The organism is Staphylococcus sp. 11-B-312 (assembly GCF_016743055.1).
Taxonomy (GTDB): Bacteria; Bacillota; Bacilli; order Staphylococcales; family Staphylococcaceae; genus Staphylococcus; species Staphylococcus ureilyticus.
In genome coordinates this window covers 969214-989928 of record NZ_CP068241.1, presented here as the reverse complement: position 1 = coordinate 989928, position 20715 = coordinate 969214, and the positions used below count along the sequence as shown (strand labels likewise).

20 protein-coding genes and 2 pseudogenes are annotated in these 20715 nt (G+C 31.0%); 7 read left to right on the top strand and 15 right to left on the bottom strand.

The features are described 5' to 3' along the window. The first annotated feature begins 1 nt into the window (after window position 1). Window positions 2–1381, top strand: coding sequence for an aldehyde dehydrogenase (locus tag JG554_RS04595; RefSeq protein WP_046207983.1), 1380 nt, complete (start codon window positions 2–4; stop codon window positions 1379–1381). Between the two features lie 60 nt (window positions 1382–1441). On the opposite strand, the gene pglS is transcribed toward JG554_RS04595, so the two are convergent. Next, the gene (gene pglS / locus JG554_RS04590; RefSeq protein ID WP_046207984.1) at window positions 1442–2479 is read right to left on the bottom strand and encodes a 6-phosphogluconolactonase; all 1038 of its coding nucleotides are present in this window, start codon (window positions 2477–2479) and stop codon (window positions 1442–1444) included. A gap of 312 nt (window positions 2480–2791) precedes the next feature. Between pglS and JG554_RS04585 the strand changes: the two genes are divergently transcribed. Next, window positions 2792–3217 (top strand): YolD-like family protein, encoded by a 426-nt coding sequence (locus JG554_RS04585; protein ID WP_064209731.1) that lies wholly within the window; start codon window positions 2792–2794, stop codon window positions 3215–3217. A 249-nt stretch (window positions 3218–3466) separates the two neighbouring features. Here the strand turns inward: JG554_RS04585 and JG554_RS04580 are convergent, their stop codons facing one another. Next, window positions 3467–3637, bottom strand: a complete 171-nt coding sequence (locus JG554_RS04580; protein WP_019469577.1) for a hypothetical protein — start codon at window positions 3635–3637, stop codon at window positions 3467–3469. Between the two features lie 429 nt (window positions 3638–4066). On the opposite strand from JG554_RS04580, the gene JG554_RS04575 reads away from it, so the two are divergent. After that, entirely contained in the window at window positions 4067–5107 is a 1041-nt protein-coding gene (locus JG554_RS04575) for a C45 family autoproteolytic acyltransferase/hydrolase (protein ID WP_070039278.1), read from the top strand. 190 nt (window positions 5108–5297) lie between these two features. On the opposite strand, the gene JG554_RS04570 is transcribed toward JG554_RS04575, so the two are convergent. The 3 genes and pseudogenes from JG554_RS04570 to JG554_RS04560 form a co-directional block, all read right to left on the bottom strand. After that, entirely contained in the window at window positions 5298–6149 is an 852-nt protein-coding gene (locus tag JG554_RS04570; RefSeq protein ID WP_046207987.1) for a DUF4097 family beta strand repeat-containing protein, read from the bottom strand. Beyond that, window positions 6146–6706 carry an HAAS signaling domain-containing protein gene (locus JG554_RS04565; protein WP_064209733.1) on the bottom strand — a complete coding sequence of 187 codons (561 nt, stop codon included), beginning with the start codon at window positions 6704–6706 and terminating at the stop codon, window positions 6146–6148. The genes JG554_RS04570 and JG554_RS04565 overlap by 4 nt, the downstream gene beginning before the upstream one ends. A 271-nt stretch (window positions 6707–6977) precedes the next feature. Beyond that, window positions 6978–8148: pseudogene (locus tag JG554_RS04560) on the bottom strand (IS256-like element IS256 family transposase). A 342-nt stretch (window positions 8149–8490) separates the two neighbouring features. Between JG554_RS04560 and JG554_RS04555 the strand changes: the two are divergent. Next, the gene (locus JG554_RS04555) at window positions 8491–9051 is read left to right on the top strand and encodes a thioredoxin family protein (RefSeq protein WP_064209734.1); all 561 of its coding nucleotides are present in this window, start codon (window positions 8491–8493) and stop codon (window positions 9049–9051) included. Window positions 9052–9122: 71 nt separating this feature from the next. On the opposite strand, the gene pmtD is transcribed toward JG554_RS04555, so the two are convergent. From pmtD to pmtR, 5 genes are read right to left on the bottom strand one after another with little or no spacing between them, the layout of a single operon-like run. Then, window positions 9123–9851, bottom strand: coding sequence for a phenol-soluble modulin export ABC transporter permease subunit PmtD (gene pmtD / locus JG554_RS04550; protein WP_046207990.1), 729 nt, complete (start codon window positions 9849–9851; stop codon window positions 9123–9125). Further along, window positions 9851–10723: a phenol-soluble modulin export ABC transporter ATP-binding protein PmtC gene (pmtC, locus tag JG554_RS04545; protein WP_046207991.1), complete on the bottom strand. Its 873-nt coding sequence runs from the start codon at window positions 10721–10723 to the stop codon at window positions 9851–9853. The genes pmtD and pmtC overlap by 1 nt, the downstream gene beginning before the upstream one ends. Before the next feature lie 18 nt (window positions 10724–10741). Further along, complete coding sequence (gene pmtB, locus JG554_RS04540) at window positions 10742–11404, bottom strand: phenol-soluble modulin export ABC transporter permease subunit PmtB (protein ID WP_070039275.1); 663 nt, start codon at window positions 11402–11404, stop codon at window positions 10742–10744. Between the two features lie 36 nt (window positions 11405–11440). After that, window positions 11441–12307 (bottom strand): phenol-soluble modulin export ABC transporter ATP-binding protein PmtA, encoded by an 867-nt coding sequence (pmtA, locus tag JG554_RS04535; RefSeq protein WP_046207993.1) that lies wholly within the window; start codon window positions 12305–12307, stop codon window positions 11441–11443. Further along, window positions 12304–12684: a PSM export ABC transporter transcriptional regulator PmtR gene (pmtR, locus tag JG554_RS04530; RefSeq protein WP_046207994.1), complete on the bottom strand. Its 381-nt coding sequence runs from the start codon at window positions 12682–12684 to the stop codon at window positions 12304–12306. Before pmtR ends, pmtA begins: the two co-directional genes overlap by 4 nt. 219 nt (window positions 12685–12903) lie before the next feature. Here pmtR and JG554_RS13335 point away from each other — a divergent pair. Then, window positions 12904–14427, top strand: a pseudogene (locus JG554_RS13335) (IS3 family transposase). A 120-nt stretch (window positions 14428–14547) separates the two neighbouring features. On the opposite strand, the gene JG554_RS04510 reads toward JG554_RS13335, so the two are convergent. Both JG554_RS04510 and JG554_RS13190 read right to left on the bottom strand, forming a co-directional pair. Next, window positions 14548–14742 (bottom strand): SE1626 family protein, encoded by a 195-nt coding sequence (locus JG554_RS04510; protein WP_046207995.1) that lies wholly within the window; start codon window positions 14740–14742, stop codon window positions 14548–14550. Window positions 14743–14971: 229 nt separating this feature from the next. Beyond that, on the bottom strand, window positions 14972–15067 hold the full coding sequence (locus tag JG554_RS13190; protein WP_225309943.1) for a Trp-rich small protein: 96 nt from the start codon (window positions 15065–15067) through the stop codon (window positions 14972–14974). A 200-nt stretch (window positions 15068–15267) separates the two neighbouring features. On the opposite strand from JG554_RS13190, the gene JG554_RS04505 reads away from it, so the two are divergent. Continuing rightward, window positions 15268–16560, top strand: a complete 1293-nt coding sequence (locus JG554_RS04505; RefSeq protein WP_046207996.1) for an aminotransferase class I/II-fold pyridoxal phosphate-dependent enzyme — start codon at window positions 15268–15270, stop codon at window positions 16558–16560. Window positions 16561–16930: 370 nt separating this feature from the next. On the opposite strand, the gene JG554_RS04500 is transcribed toward JG554_RS04505, so the two are convergent. From JG554_RS04500 to groES, 3 genes are all read right to left on the bottom strand, one after another. After that, window positions 16931–17398, bottom strand: coding sequence for a bacillithiol transferase BstA (locus JG554_RS04500; protein WP_064209736.1), 468 nt, complete (start codon window positions 17396–17398; stop codon window positions 16931–16933). A gap of 403 nt (window positions 17399–17801) precedes the next feature. Next, on the bottom strand, window positions 17802–19424 hold the full coding sequence (gene groL / locus JG554_RS04495) for a chaperonin GroEL (RefSeq protein ID WP_070039273.1): 1623 nt from the start codon (window positions 19422–19424) through the stop codon (window positions 17802–17804). A gap of 51 nt (window positions 19425–19475) precedes the next feature. After that, window positions 19476–19760 carry a co-chaperone GroES gene (groES, locus tag JG554_RS04490; protein WP_019469562.1) on the bottom strand — a complete coding sequence of 95 codons (285 nt, stop codon included), beginning with the start codon at window positions 19758–19760 and terminating at the stop codon, window positions 19476–19478. 175 nt (window positions 19761–19935) lie between these two features. Between groES and mroQ the strand changes: the two genes are divergently transcribed. Continuing rightward, a complete protein-coding gene (mroQ, locus tag JG554_RS04485; protein ID WP_070039270.1) occupies window positions 19936–20679 on the top strand; it encodes an intramembrane glutamic endopeptidase MroQ in 744 nt (247 codons plus the stop codon). The last annotated feature ends 36 nt before the right edge of the window (window positions 20680–20715 follow it).

Genomic DNA, 20715 nt, shown 5'->3' with positions numbered 1-20715 from the left:
TTTGAATTCAATAGAACAATCTTTCCACAATAGTAAACAATATTTTAATACTCATGAAACCAAATCACTTAAATTTAGAAAAAAACAACTCAAACAGTTAAGTAAGAGTATTAAAAATTATGAAAATGACTTACTTGAAGCTTTTCAAAAAGATTTAGGTAAAAATAAAGTAGAAGCCTACGCAACTGAGATTGGCTTTACATTAAAAAATATTAAATCAGCTCGTAAAGAACTAAAAAATTGGGCCAAAACCAAACAAGTCAATACACCCTTATTTATGTTTCCTACCAAAAGTTACATTATGAAAGAACCTTATGGCACAGTGCTAATTATTGGACCTTTTAATTATCCATTCCAATTGTTAATAGAACCGTTGATTGGTGCAATTGCTGCAGGAAACACTATAATACTAAAACCCTCTGAATTCACACCGAATGTATCTGATGTCATACAGCAAATCATTTCCGACGCCTTTGATCCTGAGTATATTAATATCATTCAAGGAAATGCTGATACAACTCAGTCTTTACTTCATTTACCTTTTGATTATATTTTCTTCACAGGTAGTGAGCAAGTTGGACGCATCGTATATAGTGCTGCAAGCAAAAACTTAACGCCTGTAACTTTAGAATTAGGTGGAAAGTCACCTGCAATCATTGACGAAAGTGCAAATATTAAAGTTGCAAGTGAACGTATTTGTTTTGGTAAGTTTACAAATGCTGGACAAACTTGTGTTGCACCGGATTACTTACTGGTAAATCGTAAAGTAAAAGATGAGCTCATCAGTGCATTAAAAAAGACAATAACTGAATTTTATGGTACAAATATTCAAGATAGTCCAGACTTTGGACGTATTGTAAACAAAAAACATTATCATCGTTTAAATGAATTGTTAAATATTCATCACCCTGAGATTACTTTTGGTGGTCAAACTGATATTGATGAAAATTTTATTGCACCTACTATCTTAGACGGTACTACTTTCGATTCAAAAATTATGGAAAATGAAATTTTCGGACCAATTTTACCTATTATAGCTTACGATGATTTTGACGAAGCAATTGATTTAATACGTACTAAACCTAAACCACTTAGCCTTTATTTATTTAGTGAAGATGAAAACAGTTCAGAGAGAATACTAAATGAATTATCCTTTGGTGGTGGTGCAATCAATGATACCTTAATGCATTTAGCAAACCCTAATTTACCTTTTGGTGGTGTTGGTGCTTCCGGTATAGGAAAATACCATGGAAAATATTCTTTTGATACTTTTAGTCATGATAAATCATATATTTTTAAATCTACAAGGTTGGAATCAAGCCTATTGTTCCCTCCTTACAAAGGAAAATTTAAATATATTAAAGCATTCTTCAACAAATAATATTTTAATATAGTAAATCCCGAAAACTAAGCTAAGTTTTCGGGATTTTTATCATTTATTTTATTTTAAAAACTGAACACAAACACCTTCTGGTGCATTTTTGTTGTCATCTGCTTTCTCTAATTTTCCAGTAACTTTGTCTCTCTTAAATACAACAACTTCATAATCACCCTCTTGGTGGGCGCAAACTAAGAAGTCATCTGATCCAGTAATATTAAAATCACGAGGAAATGCTCCTCCACTTGCCACTATATCTACGAGTGAAATTGTTGAGCCATTGTCTCCAAGTTTGAAGATAGCAATACTATCATGTCCTCTATTACTAATATATAAGAACTTTTGATCGTGAGATAATCTTACTGCAGCTAACTTGGTTGCACCTTCAAAATTTTCGGGTATTGTTGCATGGCGCTCAATTTCTGAGAATTCACCATTTTCGTATTCCATAACACTTACAATATTTGATAATTCGTGTACAACATAAGCGATTTTCCCATTTTCATGGAAAGCAATATGCCGTGGTCCATCTCCTGGCTCAAAGTCATATACTGCATATTCACTGTATCCATTATCTCCAAATTCATACGTTACAATCTTATCTGTCCCTAAATCCATAGCCACCACATATTTTTCATCTGGTGTTATACCAAGGTAATGGACATGAGGTTGTTCTTGTCTTTCTAAAGGACCTGTTGGGTAATCATGTGTTAACTCTTGAATTAAACGAATAACTTCACCAGTAGTCGGATTCGCTTCATAAATACGAGCCAGTCCTGCACCATAAACTGCTTCAAAAATGTATTTTCCATTTGGCGAAACTGAAACATAACATCCGCTACCTTTTGTTGAAGCTAAACATTTATTAATAAAGCTAATTTTGCCATCTTGGTCTATTTTAAAACTTGCGATACCACAGTCTTCGCCTTCACGTGTGACAGCATATAAAAATGAGTCATGCTGATTCACGTATGTTGATGCTTCTAATTCATAACCTGTTTCTACCTCAACAATCGTTCCTGTTTGTTCATCTAATTCGAAACGGTAAATGCCCTTCCCCTCTTTTTTCGTATATGAACCGATATATCCTACTGTAGTCATGTAAACCCCTCCATATAATGATACTTTCATTTTAATAAATATTAATGCTAAATGACAATATAATGGTTTTAGTGCTAATACGCGATTATACATCATCTCATTGTAACCTATATGACAAAAATAACTTTTACTTTTATTAAACTAATTTATCTTAATTAAACATATCATTTTCTAGCTTTCACTTTAATTATTATCTGCTTTCTTTTATAAATCAGGTCAGTTTTCAGACGTTACGCTAACATTTTATTAAATATTGAAAAATAACTTGCAATAATACGAACAAATGTTCTATTATTGAATTGAGGTGATTAGATGCTTTCAAATGAATATAATAATAAAGAAACTGATTATAGAAAAATACCTAGGGAAAAATTAAATCCTAATATTCCACAAGGACGCGGAATGGTTAAGTGGGCACCATTTGCAACGTTACCCGAACAATTTGAGGCAGTACAACAACATATCATTGATCAAAATAAAATTGACCGTCCTATTTTATCAGACGATCAATTAAATGAACTTAATATTCAACTACATCAAGCACTACATGCAAATATACCAGTGGATATCGAATATTATAAGAATGGTTGGCTAGAATATATCACATTGGAAATTAAAAATATTGATATGCTTCATATGTACTTAGAGGGATATCCACTTGCCAATTCAAACACAATAAAGCTATCACTTTTTGATATCACAAACATAAACCTAAAGCATCAACCAACATCGTACTAAAAGTCAGTTATTGCACACATGTCATTCGCAGTCCTTCGACTGCATAAGCCTCCGTAGCATCTGCTTTCGGCAGTTCTTTTACTTTGGTTCGCAGTCTTCCGACTGCATAAGCCTCCGTAGCATCTGCTTTCGGCAGTTCTTTTACTTTGGTTCGCAGTCTTCCGACTGCATAAGCCTCCGTAGCATCTGCTTTCGGCAGATGAACGGAGGCTAAAAAAAATAGAACACTTAAAAGTGTTCTATCAGTAATTAATTATTAGATTCGATGTCTGAAACGATTTCTTTTGTTTTATTTTCGATATCTTCAAAGTCTTTTTTGAAGATATAAGCGAATACAACAGCACCTATTCCTGCTGCTAACGATACAGTAAGAATTGTACCGAATACAAATTTAAATAAACCTTTAATAAAATTCCACATTCTGTTTCACCTCAATAATTTATTAACATGTCTAACAATTATGATAGCATACTTAAAGACATCAATAAATATATACCCTTTTTCAAATAAATTATTCTAAGGATTCATAATATAAAATTACATTATAAATATACTAAATAACCATTATAACTTAAATAGTTTGAAAAGAATTGGAATTTAATAACCATTTGAAGTAAACATGATACTACTATAAAATAATCATTAGATATTAATTACCCCACCAAGTTGATAGAGCATCTCTTAATTGTCCATAGTAATTTAACATAATCATCACCTCATTCAACTAAATTAAGATTTAGTTTTAAAAGTTAATTTTATGATAACTTCCACAGAACAGTAATACAATTAACATGACGTTACAATGAGATAACATTATTGTAAGGTTACACTTAACATAGGAGTTTTTTTATGCAAAAAGTACAATCAGATATTTTAACGCACCGAGGATCACATTTTGATTTAGGCGTCAAAACTGCTAAATGGATGCAGCAAACACCAATGCTAAAAAATAGAGAAAAAGAATGGAAAAAACGCATGCCTAGATTTGATATAAATATTAAAGAAACATATGAAATTTTCCAAATATATGCCCCACAAATTTGGGAAGAAATAAAAGGTATGCAAGAAGTTTTGAATCTCCCTACCAAACAAATGATATTAAACTTCGGACATTACCGTTTTACACCATTAAAAAATAGCGGTTGCACTGTCTTTTTAGGAAATGATTACATGGTACGCAATTACGACTACCATCCTGCCACTTATGATGGACGATATTTATTATTTCAACCAAATGATGGTGGTTTAGCACAGGTTGGGCCAACTTCGCGTGTAACTGGAAGAATGGATGGAATGAACGAAGCTGGGCTGTCTATGGGTTACAATTTCATGCACCGTAAACATCCTGGAGACGGTTTTGTATGTTATATGATAGGTAGAATTATTCTACAGTATTGTAAAACTGTACCAGAAGCAATACAACTATTAAAGGAAATCCCACATAGAAGTTCATTTAGCTACATTGTTATGGATAAAAATCTAGATCATGCAATTATTGAAGTTACACCCCGTTCAATTAACGTGCGCTATGACCAAACTTGTACGAATCACTTTAAATTATTAACACATGAAAATAGAAATTATACAGCAGAATCAGAGGCGCGTTTAGAACGGCTTATTAAACATAAACCAGCACACCTAAATAAAGCAGAAGCTTTTAAATTATTTAATAACCCTCCATATAACATTTATAGCAAGCTTTTTAGAAGTTGGTCAGGAACAATACATACGAGTATGTATGAACCACAGACTTTAACTGCATATATTGCAATCGGTGAAAATAAACATCCGACCAAAATAAACTTTGCAAACTGGCTTAATGGGCAAGCTTTATCTACAGACACACTTTTTGGTCAATTAGATACCGAATTAACCTTTGCAACTTATTAGACTATACAAAAGGAGTGAAACAGAGATCTAATTTTATTAAAAAGATTTTATTGTCTCTCTCCTAGCAATGATGATTAAAATCGAAAAAAGTACAAAATGAGTACCTGGGCTGAATCTTATACATAAGGCTCACTAACAATATGAAAAAATCTGGGACGAGTCAATGATGTCCCAGATTCTATAAAAGTAATTAATCAATCACTATATCTCCGTCAGTGGTATATAACTCTAAAATATTATCCCCATTTCCTATTTTTTGATTCACAAAATGCTTATTGTTAACTTTTTCATCTCCATGAAATGGATATAACTTTAGAAGTGTATTTTTCGGCGCCGCTTTATAACTAATATTAATATCACCTTTTTTAGCAGAAGCCTTAAAATTTGAATCGATTTCTGTATTAGATAAGTTTATGCTTCCATTATTTACTAATAACACAGACGCTTGGATAAGAGTATTTTCACTATTTATTCTGGCATTTTCAGTTTTAATATTAGCATTATTTATTTCACTATTTTTAAACGTTATAGCTGAATTTAGTCCTTTATACCTTAACTTTTCAAACTTAGATTCATTTACAAACACCTTACCTCCATTTTTATGCTTTTTTGAAAAATCTGCATCATTTACATTTAATTGTTTAACCGTTATAGTGTTATATTTACTTGAAACATGCAGTTCATTTAATTTTTCTTCAGGTAAAGTGATAATTAAGTTATCCTCAAAGTTTCTAAAAGGATTGTAATTTAAACCATAATGGTTTTCTAGTTTTTCAGTCTCTTTAACTTTCAACGTTTTATCATGATTGCTAATATCAAGATTTCTTTTACCTTTATATCTCACTGACGTTTTATCTCCAGCTTTAATTAAAACTTTACAATTTTCAGTTAAAACATCTAAATTTTTAATATCTTTAGAATCTAATACTTTATTAACACTATTTAATTTTTCATTTTGCTTTTCAAAACCGAACCATGTAACACTTCCTAAAAGAAAGCACGTTATAAATAAAGTTAATCCACCTAAAAATAACCGCTTCATAAATCTACACTTCCTTTAATTGTTCGGATATTCCATCTTAAGTATTTTAAAATTAAACGATAAACAAGTTGAGCTAGTTTAGCTATAATTACAAATAAAACAATACCTAACCCTGTAAAAGAAAAAGCAAAAAAATAATTACTTATCGCAAGACTAATCATGTGATTCAATAATCCATGAACAATTAACAATATAGGGCTAATAGTTAAGAAAAACGCAACGAGTAATAAGCCACACATAAATACAGCTAATATTACCATAGGTATCAAAATAATAATTAATGACAAAATCCCCATACCTAGAGAAGCCATTATTGCTCTGACAATATTTTTAGTACTTGGTCTATATTCGGCAGATACAATAGCATTTTTTGCCATTATCTGTTTACCAATCTGCTTTGGCGATTCTAAAGCTCCAATGATTTGGTATTCATTTTTCCCATTGTTTTCTTGTTCAAAAAAATACTGCTCATATTCATACATCACTTTATCTCGTTCATTTCGAGGTAGGTTTTCTAATTCTTGTTCTAACGCATTTAAAAATGTGATTTTATCCAAGTTATCTACCGCCATTCAAATTGTAAGATTTCATCGATTTCTATTTCAATTCAAAACATGGCAAACCGATAAGGCATGTCATTATCAAATTTAATAATACAAATTTCAACGCTCTAATTTCATCATTTCTATGTATAACAAACACTTTAATATATTCATCATCTAAATGTTGCGTTAAGATTATTAAGTAAACATAATCTAACATATCAAAGATTCAATATAGTCAAGTCCAGACTCCTGTGTAAAATGCTATACAATGTTTTTACCATTTCTACTTATCAAAATTGATGTATTTTCTTGAAGAATAAATCCATTCATCATGTAGGTCCATAAGAACGGCTCCAATTAAGCGATTGGCTGATGTTTGATTGGGGAAGATGCGAATAATCTTTTCTCTTCTGCGTACTTCTTGATTCAGTCGTTCAATTAGATTGGTACTCTTTAGTCGATTGTGGGAATTTCCTTGTACGGTATATTGAAAGGCGTCTTCGAATCCATCATCCAATGATGCGCAAGCTTTTGAATATTTTGGTTGATCGATATAATCATGAATCAATCGATTTTTAGCCTCACGCGCTAAGTTAATATCTGTGAACTTAAAAATTCCTTTAACAGCTTCTCTGAAAGATTTTGAATTTTTTAGGAATGGTGGTAAAGATATTTCTTAGGAAGTGAACTTGGCATCTTTGCCAACTTACGTTGGTGAAGGATTTTCTAATGGCAGAGACTAATCCTTTGTGCGCATCAGAAATAACGAGTTCCGTACCTTGTAAACCGCGTTCTTTTAGGTATTCAAAAAATGTTGTCCAGGTCTCTTCGCTTTCGCCACTTTGAATCATGAAGCCGATAATTTCACGGTCGCCATCTTTGGTTATTCCAATCGCTATATGACAGCTTTTTGAGAGTACTCGATTTTCTTCTCGTACTTTTATATAGAGTACATCGGTCATTAAGTAAGGATAATTTTTTTCTGATAATAAACGATTCTGCCACTCGTTAACCATAGGTTCTAGCTGTTCTGTTAAGCTAGAAACGAAGGACTTAGAGACGGATTTACCACAAAGTTCTTCCACAATTTTTGATACTTTACGAGTTGAAACGCCTGATACATACATTTCCAACATTGAAGCCATGAGGGCTTTTTCGTTTCGTTGATAACGTTCAAACACTGTGGGTGAAAAATGGCCATCACGTGTTCTGGGTACTTTTAATTCTAGCGTGCCTACACGTGTCGTAAAGCTGCGCTCATAATAGCCATTTCGTTGACTTTGTCGGTTTTCTGTTCGTTCATATTCTTTTGCTTGAATATATTCTGTTCGTTGATTTTCCATTAGTTGATTAAATACCGTTGTTAAAATATTTTTAGAAACGTCATCCTTTACAGAATATTCAATAATGCTTTGAATCTCTTCGCTTTTCAGTGTAAAATGTACTTGGGTCATGTAAAAGTCCTCCTGGGTATGTTTTTGTCGTTAAAAACATTGTACCGTAAAAGGACTGTTATATGGCCTTTTTACTTTTACACAATTATACGGACTTTATCGATTCAATGATTAAATATAATAAATTTAATGTTTAAATATTATTAGTTAAAAACTAATATCAAAAAGTTATGTAATCCAATGTTGTTTTACACTATTCATACTAAATTAATATAGCATAATCATTTAGTATTTTCATTTAAAACAAATATTAAAACTTATTACTTTTCTAAGTATTAAAAATTTTCTTTCATTAAAAATTGTTGCTATAATAATAGCTAATAAATTAAAGGGGGAAAAATAATGACAAGTTTAGAAACTTATTTCAAAAACAGTCAGCCACTTGATCAGTACATTGAGGATATGACTGAAAACCAAGAAAATTTACTTACAATTTATAAATCATTCTCACTTCCTCAAGATGATGAACGTCTTGAAAAAATCAAATCTTTACCTTACAGCAAAGTGCTTGTAATAACAGAAGATTGGTGCGGAGATGCTATGATGAATCTTCCTATTCTAAAACATATTAGTGAAGCATTACACTTGGAAGTCAGAGTATTCCATCGCGATGAAAATACTGATTTAATAGATCAATACTTAACAAATGGCACGGCTAGATCTATTCCAATATTTGTCTTTCTAAATGATGATTTTGAACAACAAACTGTTTGGGGGCCTCGTGCTAGACAAGTCCAAAACTTTGTAGATGACACGCGCTCAAAATTACCTGAAAAAGACGACCCTACATTTAAAGACAAATCAGCAGAAACACACACAATTATTGCAAATCGTTACAAAACAGACTCACAAATGTGGAAACATGTTTACGATTCAATCTTAGATAAATTAATCACTAAATAATTAAACACGTATGAATTGGATGAGCTTTACTACAATTCATACGTGTTTTTATTGAAGTTTAATTTCTACTATTAAATATCTTTTTTAGATGCATAGAATAGATTAATAATAAATAAAATAACAATTGAAGCTGAGGTAATAAACCATTGCCAATTACTGAATGTATAATCTCCAGAAGTCGTTTTCGATGTTAAATAACTAAATGGAATATATTTTAATGAGTCTTGTATGTTATCTCCAATTTTTGGAATCATTGGTAAGAAAGGCTCTGCAAAAGGCACAATCAATACTAAGAAAATTCCTAATGTGAAAATAAGCGCTGTTTTAGGCACTACTAATGCAAATAAATATAATAGTAATCCAAAGAATAAATGGAACATTAGGAAAAACCATAGTAATTCAAAAATTTTATCCATTTTAATATTTTTACCATCTACAATACCTTGAACAATTAAAACAAATGCAACAAGAATAGCTGTTATTAATATAGCAATTAGTATAATAGAAACAACTTTTGCAACAACATAACCCACACGACTCGATGTTTTATTCATATATAATTGAATCGTACCTTGAGAAATATCACGTGTAATTGTTTTAATTACAAAAAGTAGACCCATAATAGAAAAGAACCAACTACCAATTGAAAGTAATGTATTACCATTCATTTCATCAGATTGTTGAACAAATAAAATTGTAAATCCAATCATTGGTAAAATCGTCAATAATAATGCTAAGTAAGTTAAAGGACTTTTAAATATACTAATCAAGTCATATTTTACGAGTTGTATACTGTTCATTATTGGCCACCTTTCTGATTGATATTAAAGTACGTATCACGTAACGAACTTTTACGTGTTTCAATAAATTCAGGGAAAATTTCTTTACTTGCTAACCCTCGTAATATGTCTTTATAGCTTTTTTGAGCCTTTAATATAACTTCTCCTGTTTCTTTTTGAGACTGTATAACATCAAAATGTTCATTTAAATAAGCTAATCCTGCCTCAAAGTCACCTGCTTCAAGATTCAATACCGTAGAATCTGTTGGAGCACCTTCTTTCATATCAACATCTTGTACAAATGTTCCATCTCTTAAAAAGACTGCTCTATCACAAATTAACTCTATGTCTTCAAGTTTATGACTTGAAATCAGGATTTTCATATCTAGTTCTTGAACAAGTGATTGTATCGTTTTTAAAACATCAATTGAACCGTCAGGATCCATTCCATTTGTTGGTTCATCTAAAATTAAATATTTGGGCTTATTCATTAAAGACACTGCAATAGCTAACTTTTGTTTCATACCCATTGAATATTTTTTAATTTTCTTTTTTATATAACCGCGCATTCCAAATGCATCGATAATTTGATCAGCATACTTTTTATCAAATCCTTTTCCTAACACATTTGCAAAAAGCTTCAAGTTATATAAGCCAGATTTATTATCGTATAATTTAGGATGCTCAATTAAATAACCTACGTTTTCTTTATTACTTAGTTGAACTTCACCTTTATAATTTACAATGTTGCCATTCATCACTTTCATTAAAGTGGTTTTACCCACTCCATTTTTACCTATTAAACCAACAATTTGACTATGGCCAAAATCAAAATCAATATGGTCTAATACGTTATTACTACCATATGTTTTAGTAATTTGTTTTAACTGCATAATGCGCCTCCTTTAAAGTTAATTTAGCTTTCTATATTGAATGATATAATTTATTCCTAAAAATATAACACTTAGTGACAAAAAGCCATAGTTAAAGAAATTTTTAAAATATCTTAAATGTTCAAAGTCATAATCAAATAGTAATGAACAACCGATAATGATAATTGCAATGACAAACGGTAAGAAAATTAACATCCCTAGCACGTAAGGAATAAATGAAATATATTCTGCCTTTTGTTCTGTATAACGCTTAAAGCCTAATGGTATGGCAAAGAAGTTGATGGCAATATAAGAAAATGGCAATGTGAAGTTAATGTTAATTGTATTATTTGTATAGTTATCATTGGAAATACCATATAAAGATAAAATGCCTGCACCAATAAAAGTAAATACCAAAACAGTTATATAGTTCGCATTTAATAAAGATAATTTAGAAACCGGTAAACTAGCAAAAAAGTCATAGGATTGTTTGTGTCCTAGCTTTTTATTAAAACGAAAAACATGTCCTGAATCTAAAACTGAAATAACTACCAGTACCATAACAAGTGCAGAATAAATCACTTTATTCATCAAGGTGTCATGATTCAAAATTAATTGTAAAGGCGAAATAACAAGTAAAACTGCATATAAAACAATCGTCCATTTACGTAACTTAAGGTTTCGAATAAGTAAATTTTTCATCTTATACCTCCCGCGTTGTTAATTATTAGAAAGGCCCTAATCATTCTTTTGGGTACCTTTTTCGAGGTAAACCATTAAGTCTTCAATTGTTGGACTAGTGATTGCAACGGCGTTTCCAAATATTTCATAAAACACATTGGCTTGAGTTGTTAGTGCAGTATAACCCGTTTTATTACTTTCAAAGTATTGAGTTAATTGCCTTAACTCTTCATCAATTTGATCGGAATCACCTTTGACAATTTTAAACTGATTTAAAAGTTTATCTAAAAAATCATTCAAAACAACTTCTCCATCTTTAATATAGACTAAATAATCAGCAATTTTTTCCAAATCAGAAATAATATGCGTTGATAAAAAAACAGTCTTTTTCTCATCAATAAGTTCTTTTTGAATGATATCTAAAACTTCATTTCTAACAATAGGATCTAGGCCTGAAGTAGGTTCATCTAAAATAAATAATTCCGCTTGATGGCTAAATGCGATTGCAATAGATAACTTCATCTTCATTCCTGTTGAAAATGTTTTAATCTTTTTATTAAAAGGTAAACCAAACAACTCAACATAATGTTTAAAAATATCATGACTCCAATAACTATAAAATGGCGCAATATAACTTTCTGTTTTCTTTATTGTCCATTTATCATTAAGATATAACTCAGAATAAATAAAACCAATTTTATCTTTTATTGCTACAGCATTATTTTTCATTTTTTGGTTAAAAACGAATATTTCACCATCATTAGGTTCAATTAAATCCATGATTAACCTGATAATTGTCGTTTTACCAACACCATTTGCTCCGATAAAACCAGTTACAAATCCTTGAGGGACTTTAAATGAAATATCATTTAATTGAAATTCTTTAAAATGATAATTAATGTTTTTCAATTCTATTGCATTCATTCGTCGTCCTCCTCATAAATCAACGCTAATATTTCTTGTAACTCTGACAAAGTCATCCCAATGGTCTTGGCTTCTTTACTCATTGATTTAGCTAAGGATTCTATAACTATAAATTGTTTTTCTTTTAAAATTGAACTGTCCTGCTCCTTCACAAATGTACCTTTTCCTCTTATAGTAAAAACAAAACCATCTTTTTCTAAATCTTCGTAGGCACGCTTTGTGGTGATTACACTGACACTTAAATCCTGTGCTAATTCTCTCATTGAAGGCAAATGTTCTCCAGGAGCAACGTATCCTTTTAAAATGTTCTCTTTTACTTGTTGTTTGATTTGCTCATAAATCGGCCTTTCACTACTATTTTTTAAAAGTATTTTCATTAACGTCCTCCCTCATAACTGTATATACACAATATATACAATATATACACACTTGTAAAGTCAAAATTTCATTTTAAATAAAAATTTACAGTGATTGAAAATTTTGTTTTAAATATTAAAACCAATAACTATATCGTTTAAAATAAAAAGGCTAACCAACATTGATATGCTCCCTTCAAAGTAGACACTTAAAAATGTAAACTTTGAAGGGAGCTTTTTATGACTCATAGAAAATTATCACCTGAAACTTATCAAAAAGCTTTCAGCTTATATGAAGAAGGATATAGTATGAAAAATGTAATTCAAAAATTAAATTTAAATTGTTCTCCTAGAACATTATTGATTAACTATTATAAATTTAAGAAGCATGGAATAAAGGTGCTTTTACCAATTCAGAGAAATAATACCTACTCAAATGAATTTAAGCTTAAAGTTGTGCACGAATATATAAATGATGGCCTATCTTTAACTGATTTAGTAGTTAAATATAATATCCCCACTACTTCAACTGTAAACAAATGGATTTCAAAGTATTTATCGGGTAAAATATTAAAAACATATTCTCCAAAACCCGAGGTGTATCAATTGAAATATAAATCATTAACATTTGAAGATCGTGTAGAAATCGTTGATTATTATATGAATCATGGCCAATCGTATAAGACAACAGCAAATCATTTTAACATCAATTATAGCCAAGTATATAACTGGGTAAAAAAGTACAACTTGCATGGGTATGATGGGCTTAAAGATGGACGTGGAAAAGGGAAACCCCAGTCTGTATTAACACCTGAAGAGGCATTAAAAGCTGAAATTAAGATACTTAAAGAGAAAAATAAATTTCTTCAAATGGAAAATGACGTTTTAAAAAAGGAAGAAGAAATAGAAAGGAAGTTGATGAAACAGGCATCAGACAAAAAGCATCATACCAAACGGTAAAAGCATTTAAAAACCTTTATCCGATAGCTTGGTTATGTTCAGTATTAAAGATATCACGTTCAAGTTACTATAAATGGTTACATCGCAAACCATCAAATAAAGAAATTGAAAATCAAAAATTAATCAAAGATATCGTTGATATCTACAATAAATACAAAGGCATATATGGATATCGTCGTATATACATATATTTAAGACTTAAACTACATCAAAAAGTAAATCATAAACGTGTCTATAGATTGATGAATCAACTTAATCTAAAATCTACTATCCGCCCTAAAAGAAAACGATATATTAAAACAACACCTGAAATTACAGCACATAATATATTAAATAGAAAATTTGAAGAACAAATCCCAAATAAAAAATGGTTAACTGACGTTACAGAATTCAAACTCAGCAATGGTAAAAAACTTTACTTAAGTGCTATTTATGACTTAGGCAGCAAACAGATTATCAGTCATAAATAAATTTGTATTAGATACGCTCAAAAAAGCAGTCAAACTTGTGCCGAATACCGAAGGTATACTCTTGCATAGCGACAGAGGATATCAATATACAAGCAGATTATTTAAAGTTACGTTAGAGCAACTTGGTATAAAACAAAGTATGTCACGACCAGGATGTTGCATAGATAATGGGCCTATGGAAGGTGTATGGGGAACTATTAAAAGTGAATTGTTTAGAGGAAGAAAAAAAGTGATTTTTAAAGACAAGGCTACAGCAATAAAAGCAATTAATTCATATATAGAATTTTTTAATCAAGAAAGAATAACATTAAAAATGGCTACCCTTATATCGTAAATATAAGGTAGCCATAAACATTTTGTTTTTTTCACTGTCTACTTGACAGGGTGCAGTTCACATAAAAAATGGGTAGCCTTGCTCTTAGTAAGAAAGAAATTGTTGTCTCTATCTTACTATTTATTTCCTTTTATGATTTTGGTTATTTCTTTTGCGTCTATCATTACTTCTATTTATAAATGCACATATCATAAACATAATTGCTGCAATTAATAATTTTATGCCTGAATTTTCATGACCAGTAGCCTGCAAATAATAACCAACGACAAACAATACAATAGCAATAACCACAAATATTTTTGTTAAATGCTTCACTATACTCACCTCAAATAATTATATTGTATCAAAATTTACTCGCAATTTCTAAAACTCATTCGTATTATTTCTATTTAAATTTATTATTTTATTAATTTCCATTACACGCAATAGAATATATTGTTTGCAGTTTATACTTGGTGGTGCTAAAATATAATTGTATCCACGAATTATACTACACAACCCCAAGTCTGCGCTATCAGACTTGGGGTTTTTTGTGTAAGGCCACCTATTTGTCTTTCCACTTATCTTCTAACCAAACACGGAATACAACAAGTAAGCCACCTGTTATTAAAGTTACTAAAATTTCTTGCCACCACGTAATCATACTACACCCCCCACAAAAAAGTACCATGTAGGATTTTGATGGCCTATCTATATTCTAACATAAATCAGAACACATGTTCGTATAAAATGACCATAAATTTATATTTTTCTTATAAAATGTTTAGAACGCTTTAATTTTGACTGATTTCAAGATAATATAGTTATATCATTTAAAAAGTAAAGAGAGGTTAACAAACTATGAATCCTTTAGCTTTAGATTTAAACGAACAATTATCTAAATCCAATCCAGAAATCGCAGATATGCTTTCTGATTTAGGCAAATTAATGTATTATCCAAAAGGCATTTTATCACAATCTGCAGAAGCGAAAGCTACTAAGTATAATGCCACAATTGGTATGGCAACATATAAAGATAGTAAAATGTATGCTGAAACGTTAAATGATATGTTCAATCATTTAGAACCAAATGACATCTTTCCGTACGCACCTCCTCAAGGTTTAGAAGCACTTCGCGATTTATGGCAACAAAAAATGTTGAAAGACAATCCTGATTTAACTGCGAATCACATGACAAGACCTATTGTTACGAATGCATTGACACACGGTCTATCTATTGTGGGAGATATGTTTGTTGATAGCGGAGACACAATTTTACTACCATCACATAATTGGGGTAACTATAAATTAGTATATAGTACAAGACATAGTGCTGAAATTGAAACATATGATATCTTCGATGAGCATGGACATTTCACCACTGAACAACTTGTTCATACTTTAGAACAATATAACAAAGATAAAGTTATTTTAATCCTGAATTATCCTAATAACCCAACTGGCTATACGCCTACTAAAGATGAAGTAGCCGTTATTGTCGATGCCATCAAATCACTTGCAGAGCGTGGCACTAATGTTATTGCATTAATAGACGACGCTTACTATGGTTTATTCTATGAAGATGTTTACACGCAATCTCTATTTACTGCATTAACAAATTTACATTTGCCTAATTTATTACCTATCCGCTTAGATGGAGCTACTAAAGAATTCTTTGCATGGGGGTTACGTGTTGGATTTATTAGTTTTGGTGTGAACGATCCTATTACAAAACAAGTCTTAGAAGCCAAAGTAAAAGGGTTAATTAGAAGTAATATTTCTAGTGGACCAATGCCTTCTCAAAGTGCAGTTAAATATGTACTTGAAAACCATGATCAATTTGACAAAGAGATTCAAAAGAATATAGATACATTAAATGCAAGATACCAAACTACAAAATCTGTTGTTTATGACGAAAAATATTCAACATATTGGCAACCCTATGATTTTAACTCTGGATACTTTATGGCGCTTAAAGTTAAAAATGTTAATCCAGAACAGTTACGTAAGCATTTAATCGAAAATTATTCTATTGGTGTAATTGCATTAAATGATTCTGACATTAGAATTGCTTTTAGTTGTGTAGAAAAAGATGATATCCCTCATGTCTTTGATTCAATAGCTAAAGCCATTTCTGATTTACAAAATGTATAAAAAAGTCACTGGGACATAAAGTTCTTGGACAAGTAAAAAAGGGCAATTTCTATTGAAATCATATAGAAATTGCCCTTTTCAATATTGTGTTAATTATAGTTAGCTCATTGAGCTACTACCTGGTTTGATATAGAGCCTTGTTTTTTAAAGTATTTTAATGTGGAATTACATGTGAATGAGTTGTATTCTAGCGAGACGCTTGGGGGAACAAGATAAGCTGAAGATCACAGGATGAAGCTGCCCCCCCTAAGAAAGCGAGTCAACAATACGAAATACTGAAGAATAAAGAAGCACGCAGATGGATTAAATTATATCATTAAATCATCTGTGTGCTATTTTTCTAGGATTTATATATCAGTATCCCTTTAATTTATTGTTGTTGTTTTAAAACACGAGACATTTCTTCAATTTTACCAGCATGTAAAGGAATATGAATGGCATTTAATACCAACAATTCGTCTAACGTATTACAACCTGCAATGGTTTCAGTTAATTCTGCTTGTAGTTCTTCATCTGAAATTTTTTGAGCACGCTCTGGTAAAGTTTGTAAATCGTTCAAGATTTCATCTATTTTTGGTACTGTTTCATCTCCCCAATTTTCTGGTGAGGATCCATAACCAAACAAACGTGTGTATTTCTCTACATCTACTGTATTTTTATCATATAAAGATAATGCAGATTCAAATATAGTTAAAACATGACCATATTGCCAATGTATTGTATTTGGGAATAAATCAATTTTATCGTCCAATACTTGATCATTACTCCAATTATCATAACCTGAAATTAAATAATTAACACCCATATCAATAACATCATATACTGATTTCTTTGTCATAATTTAATCCCCTCCACTCTTCAAATATCGTGCAACTTAAATATAATGTGGCTATAAAAACGTACATCCACTCTCTACCCTTTTATTTAATACTTATTCACATAAGTAAAATTATTATAAACAATGTATATTTTAATTATTAATATCTAATCCATCGATTCAAAATTTAGATATAATTTATAATCAAAAAGCATACACTGACACCTTTTTATTATCACTAGTAAATCTTCAGTTTAATAACACGTTTGTTTTGCTTTAACTTATACTATGATATATAAAAAAGACGTTTCTCAAAAAATTTGTTTAAATGAGAAACGTCCATGAGTATCTTCTATAAAGTTTGTTTTTAATTTTTATATTATTTCGTCATATCAACCAACTAAACATAGATGTGATAAATATTTTACATCATGCCTGGCATGCCACCCATACCTGGTTGCGGTTCATTGTTATTTTCTTCAGGAATATTAGCAACAACTGCTTCTGTTGTTAAGAACATAGCTGCAACACTTGCTGCGTGTTGAAGTGATGAGCGTGTTACTTTAGTTGGATCTACAATACCAGCTTCAAGCATATTCACCCATTCATTAGTAGCAGCATTAAAGCCAACGCCTACTTCTGAATTTTTAAGTCTTTCAACTATAATTGAGCCTTCTAAGCCAGCATTTTCTGCTATCTGACGTACAGGTGCTTCTAGAGCTTTTAAGACGATATTAACCCCTGTAGCTACGTCGCCTTCAGCTTCAATTTTTGATACTTCATCAAAAATGTTCATAAATGCTGTACCACCGCCTGCTACAATTCCTTCTTCAACGGCAGCTCTTGTAGAGTTTAAAGCATCTTCAATACGTAATTTACGCTCTTTTAACTCTGTTTCACTTGCTGCACCAACTTTAATTACTGCAACACCGCCTGCTAATTTCGCTAAGCGTTCCTGTAATTTTTCTCTATCAAAATCAGAATCAGTTTCATCAATTTGTGCTTTGATTTGACTTACTCTTGCATCGATATTGTTTTGATCACCATCACCATCGACAACTGTAGTATTGTCTTTAGTAATTTCAGCTTTATTAGCAGTACCAAGCATATCAATTGTTGCCTCTTTAAGTTCTAAGCCTAAATCGTCAGTAATCACTTGTGCACCTGTTAAAATTGCTAAATCTTCTAACATTGCTTTGCGACGATCGCCAAATCCAGGCGCTTTTACTGCAACTGCTGTAAACGTGCCACGCATGCGGTTTAATACTATATTTGTTAATGCATCGCCTTCAACATCGTCAGCTACTATTAAAATTGGACGGTTAGCTTGAACTACTTGTTCCAATAACGGTAAAATATCTTGGAAAGATGAAATCTTTTTATCTGTAATTAAAATATATGGTCTTTCTAACTCTGCAACCATTTTATCTGAATCTGTGACCATATATGGAGATTGATAACCTCTGTCGAATTGCATACCTTCTACAACTTCTAATTCGGTATTAAAGCCACTTGATTCTTCAATTGTAATCACACCATCATTTCCAACTTTTTCCATTGCTTCAGAAATATATTTACCAATTTCTTCATCAGCTGCTGAAATAGAACCAACTTGTGCTATTTCATTTTTATTATCTACATTTTGTGAAATTTCATGTAAAGCTTCAATCGCTACTTCTACAGCTTTGTCAATACCTTGACGTAGTCCAACTGGGTTAGCACCACTTGTAACATTTTTCAAACCTTCTTGAATCATTGCTTGTGCTAATACAGTAGCTGTAGTTGTACCGTCTCCAGCGATTTCATTTGTCTTGTTCGCTACTTCTTGTACTAATTTAGCACCCATATTTTCATAAGGATCTTCTAATTCAATTTCTTTTGCAATTGTTACACCGTCATTAGTAATTAATGGTGAAGTGTATTCTTTATCTAATACAACATTACGTCCTTTAGGACCAATTGTAACTTTGACAGCATTTGCTAATTTATCTACACCTCTTAGCATAGATTGACGTGCATCTTCAGAGAACTTTAAATCTTTAGCCATATTTCTTAACCTCCATGTTGTTAGTATATTTTATCGTAGTTATAATTTTTATTATTCAATAATTGCTAAAATATCATCTTCGTTTAGAATTAAATATGTTTCGTCCCCACGTTTAACTTCTGTGCCAGCGTATTGTTGAAAAACAACGTTATCGCCTTCATTCACTTCAGGAGCAACTCGAGAACCATCTTTTAAAATACGTCCTGCACCTACTGCAATTATCGTACCTTCATTTGACTTCTCTTTAGCGCTATCTGTTAATACAATACCACTTTTTGTTGTTTGCTCTTGTTCTATTTTTTGAATAATTACTCGGTTACCTAATGGTTTTAACATTGATTGTTCCTCCTTAGAATTGGAAATCTTTAGCACTTTATTACCTTGAGTGCTAATCTATTTTCTATAATAATCAAAGTTGGTCAATATTTCAAGTTAAAACCATCGTTGTATATTTTGTGTATGAACATAATTTACGCTAAAATAAGATATAAACTATTTTTGGAGGTTCATTATGTCTCGTTTGTGGGTATCCATATTGACATTAGTTATTTATGGTCTAGCACAATATGGTGTTTTATTTTTACATATGGCTGGTTTTTTCAGCAATTTAAGTGGTAAATCGTTAATGTTTACCAATATTTATACACAAGTGATTTTATTTATAATTGCATCCATCATTATCATTATAATCAATAATTTCATTGCTAATCCAACACAGTTAGAACAACAAGCAAAAGAGAAGAAACGCTACGCAATACTATGGGCATTCGTTGGATATGTTAGTGTTATGGTTTATCAAATCATTGCTAATTTAATTAATATGTTTGTATTAGGTGGACCGCAATCAAGTCCAAATACAGAAAGGTTAATGAAAGTCGCTCAAGATATACCTGTCTTCATTATTTTAATTTCAATTGTAGGCCCAATTCTTGAAGAATATGTGTTTAGAAAAGTTATCTTTGGTGAGTTATATCAACTTATGAAAGGTAATAAGACCCTAAAATTCATTGTAGCTTCGGTAGTAAGTTCTATTATATTTAGTGCTGCACACGGTGACCCAGCTTTCTTCATCATTTACTTTGGTATGGGAATGATTTTTTCAGGATTATATGCATTTACTAAGCGCATATGGGTTCCTATTGCTGTACATATGATGCAAAATGGTTTTGTAGTAATTATTCAAGTTTTAATTGGACCAGAAAAAATAAAAGAGTTACAAGAAACTACTTCATTTATTTTTAATCTTATTGTTTAACTAACATTTTATTATAAAATAAGAAAATAGTTACAT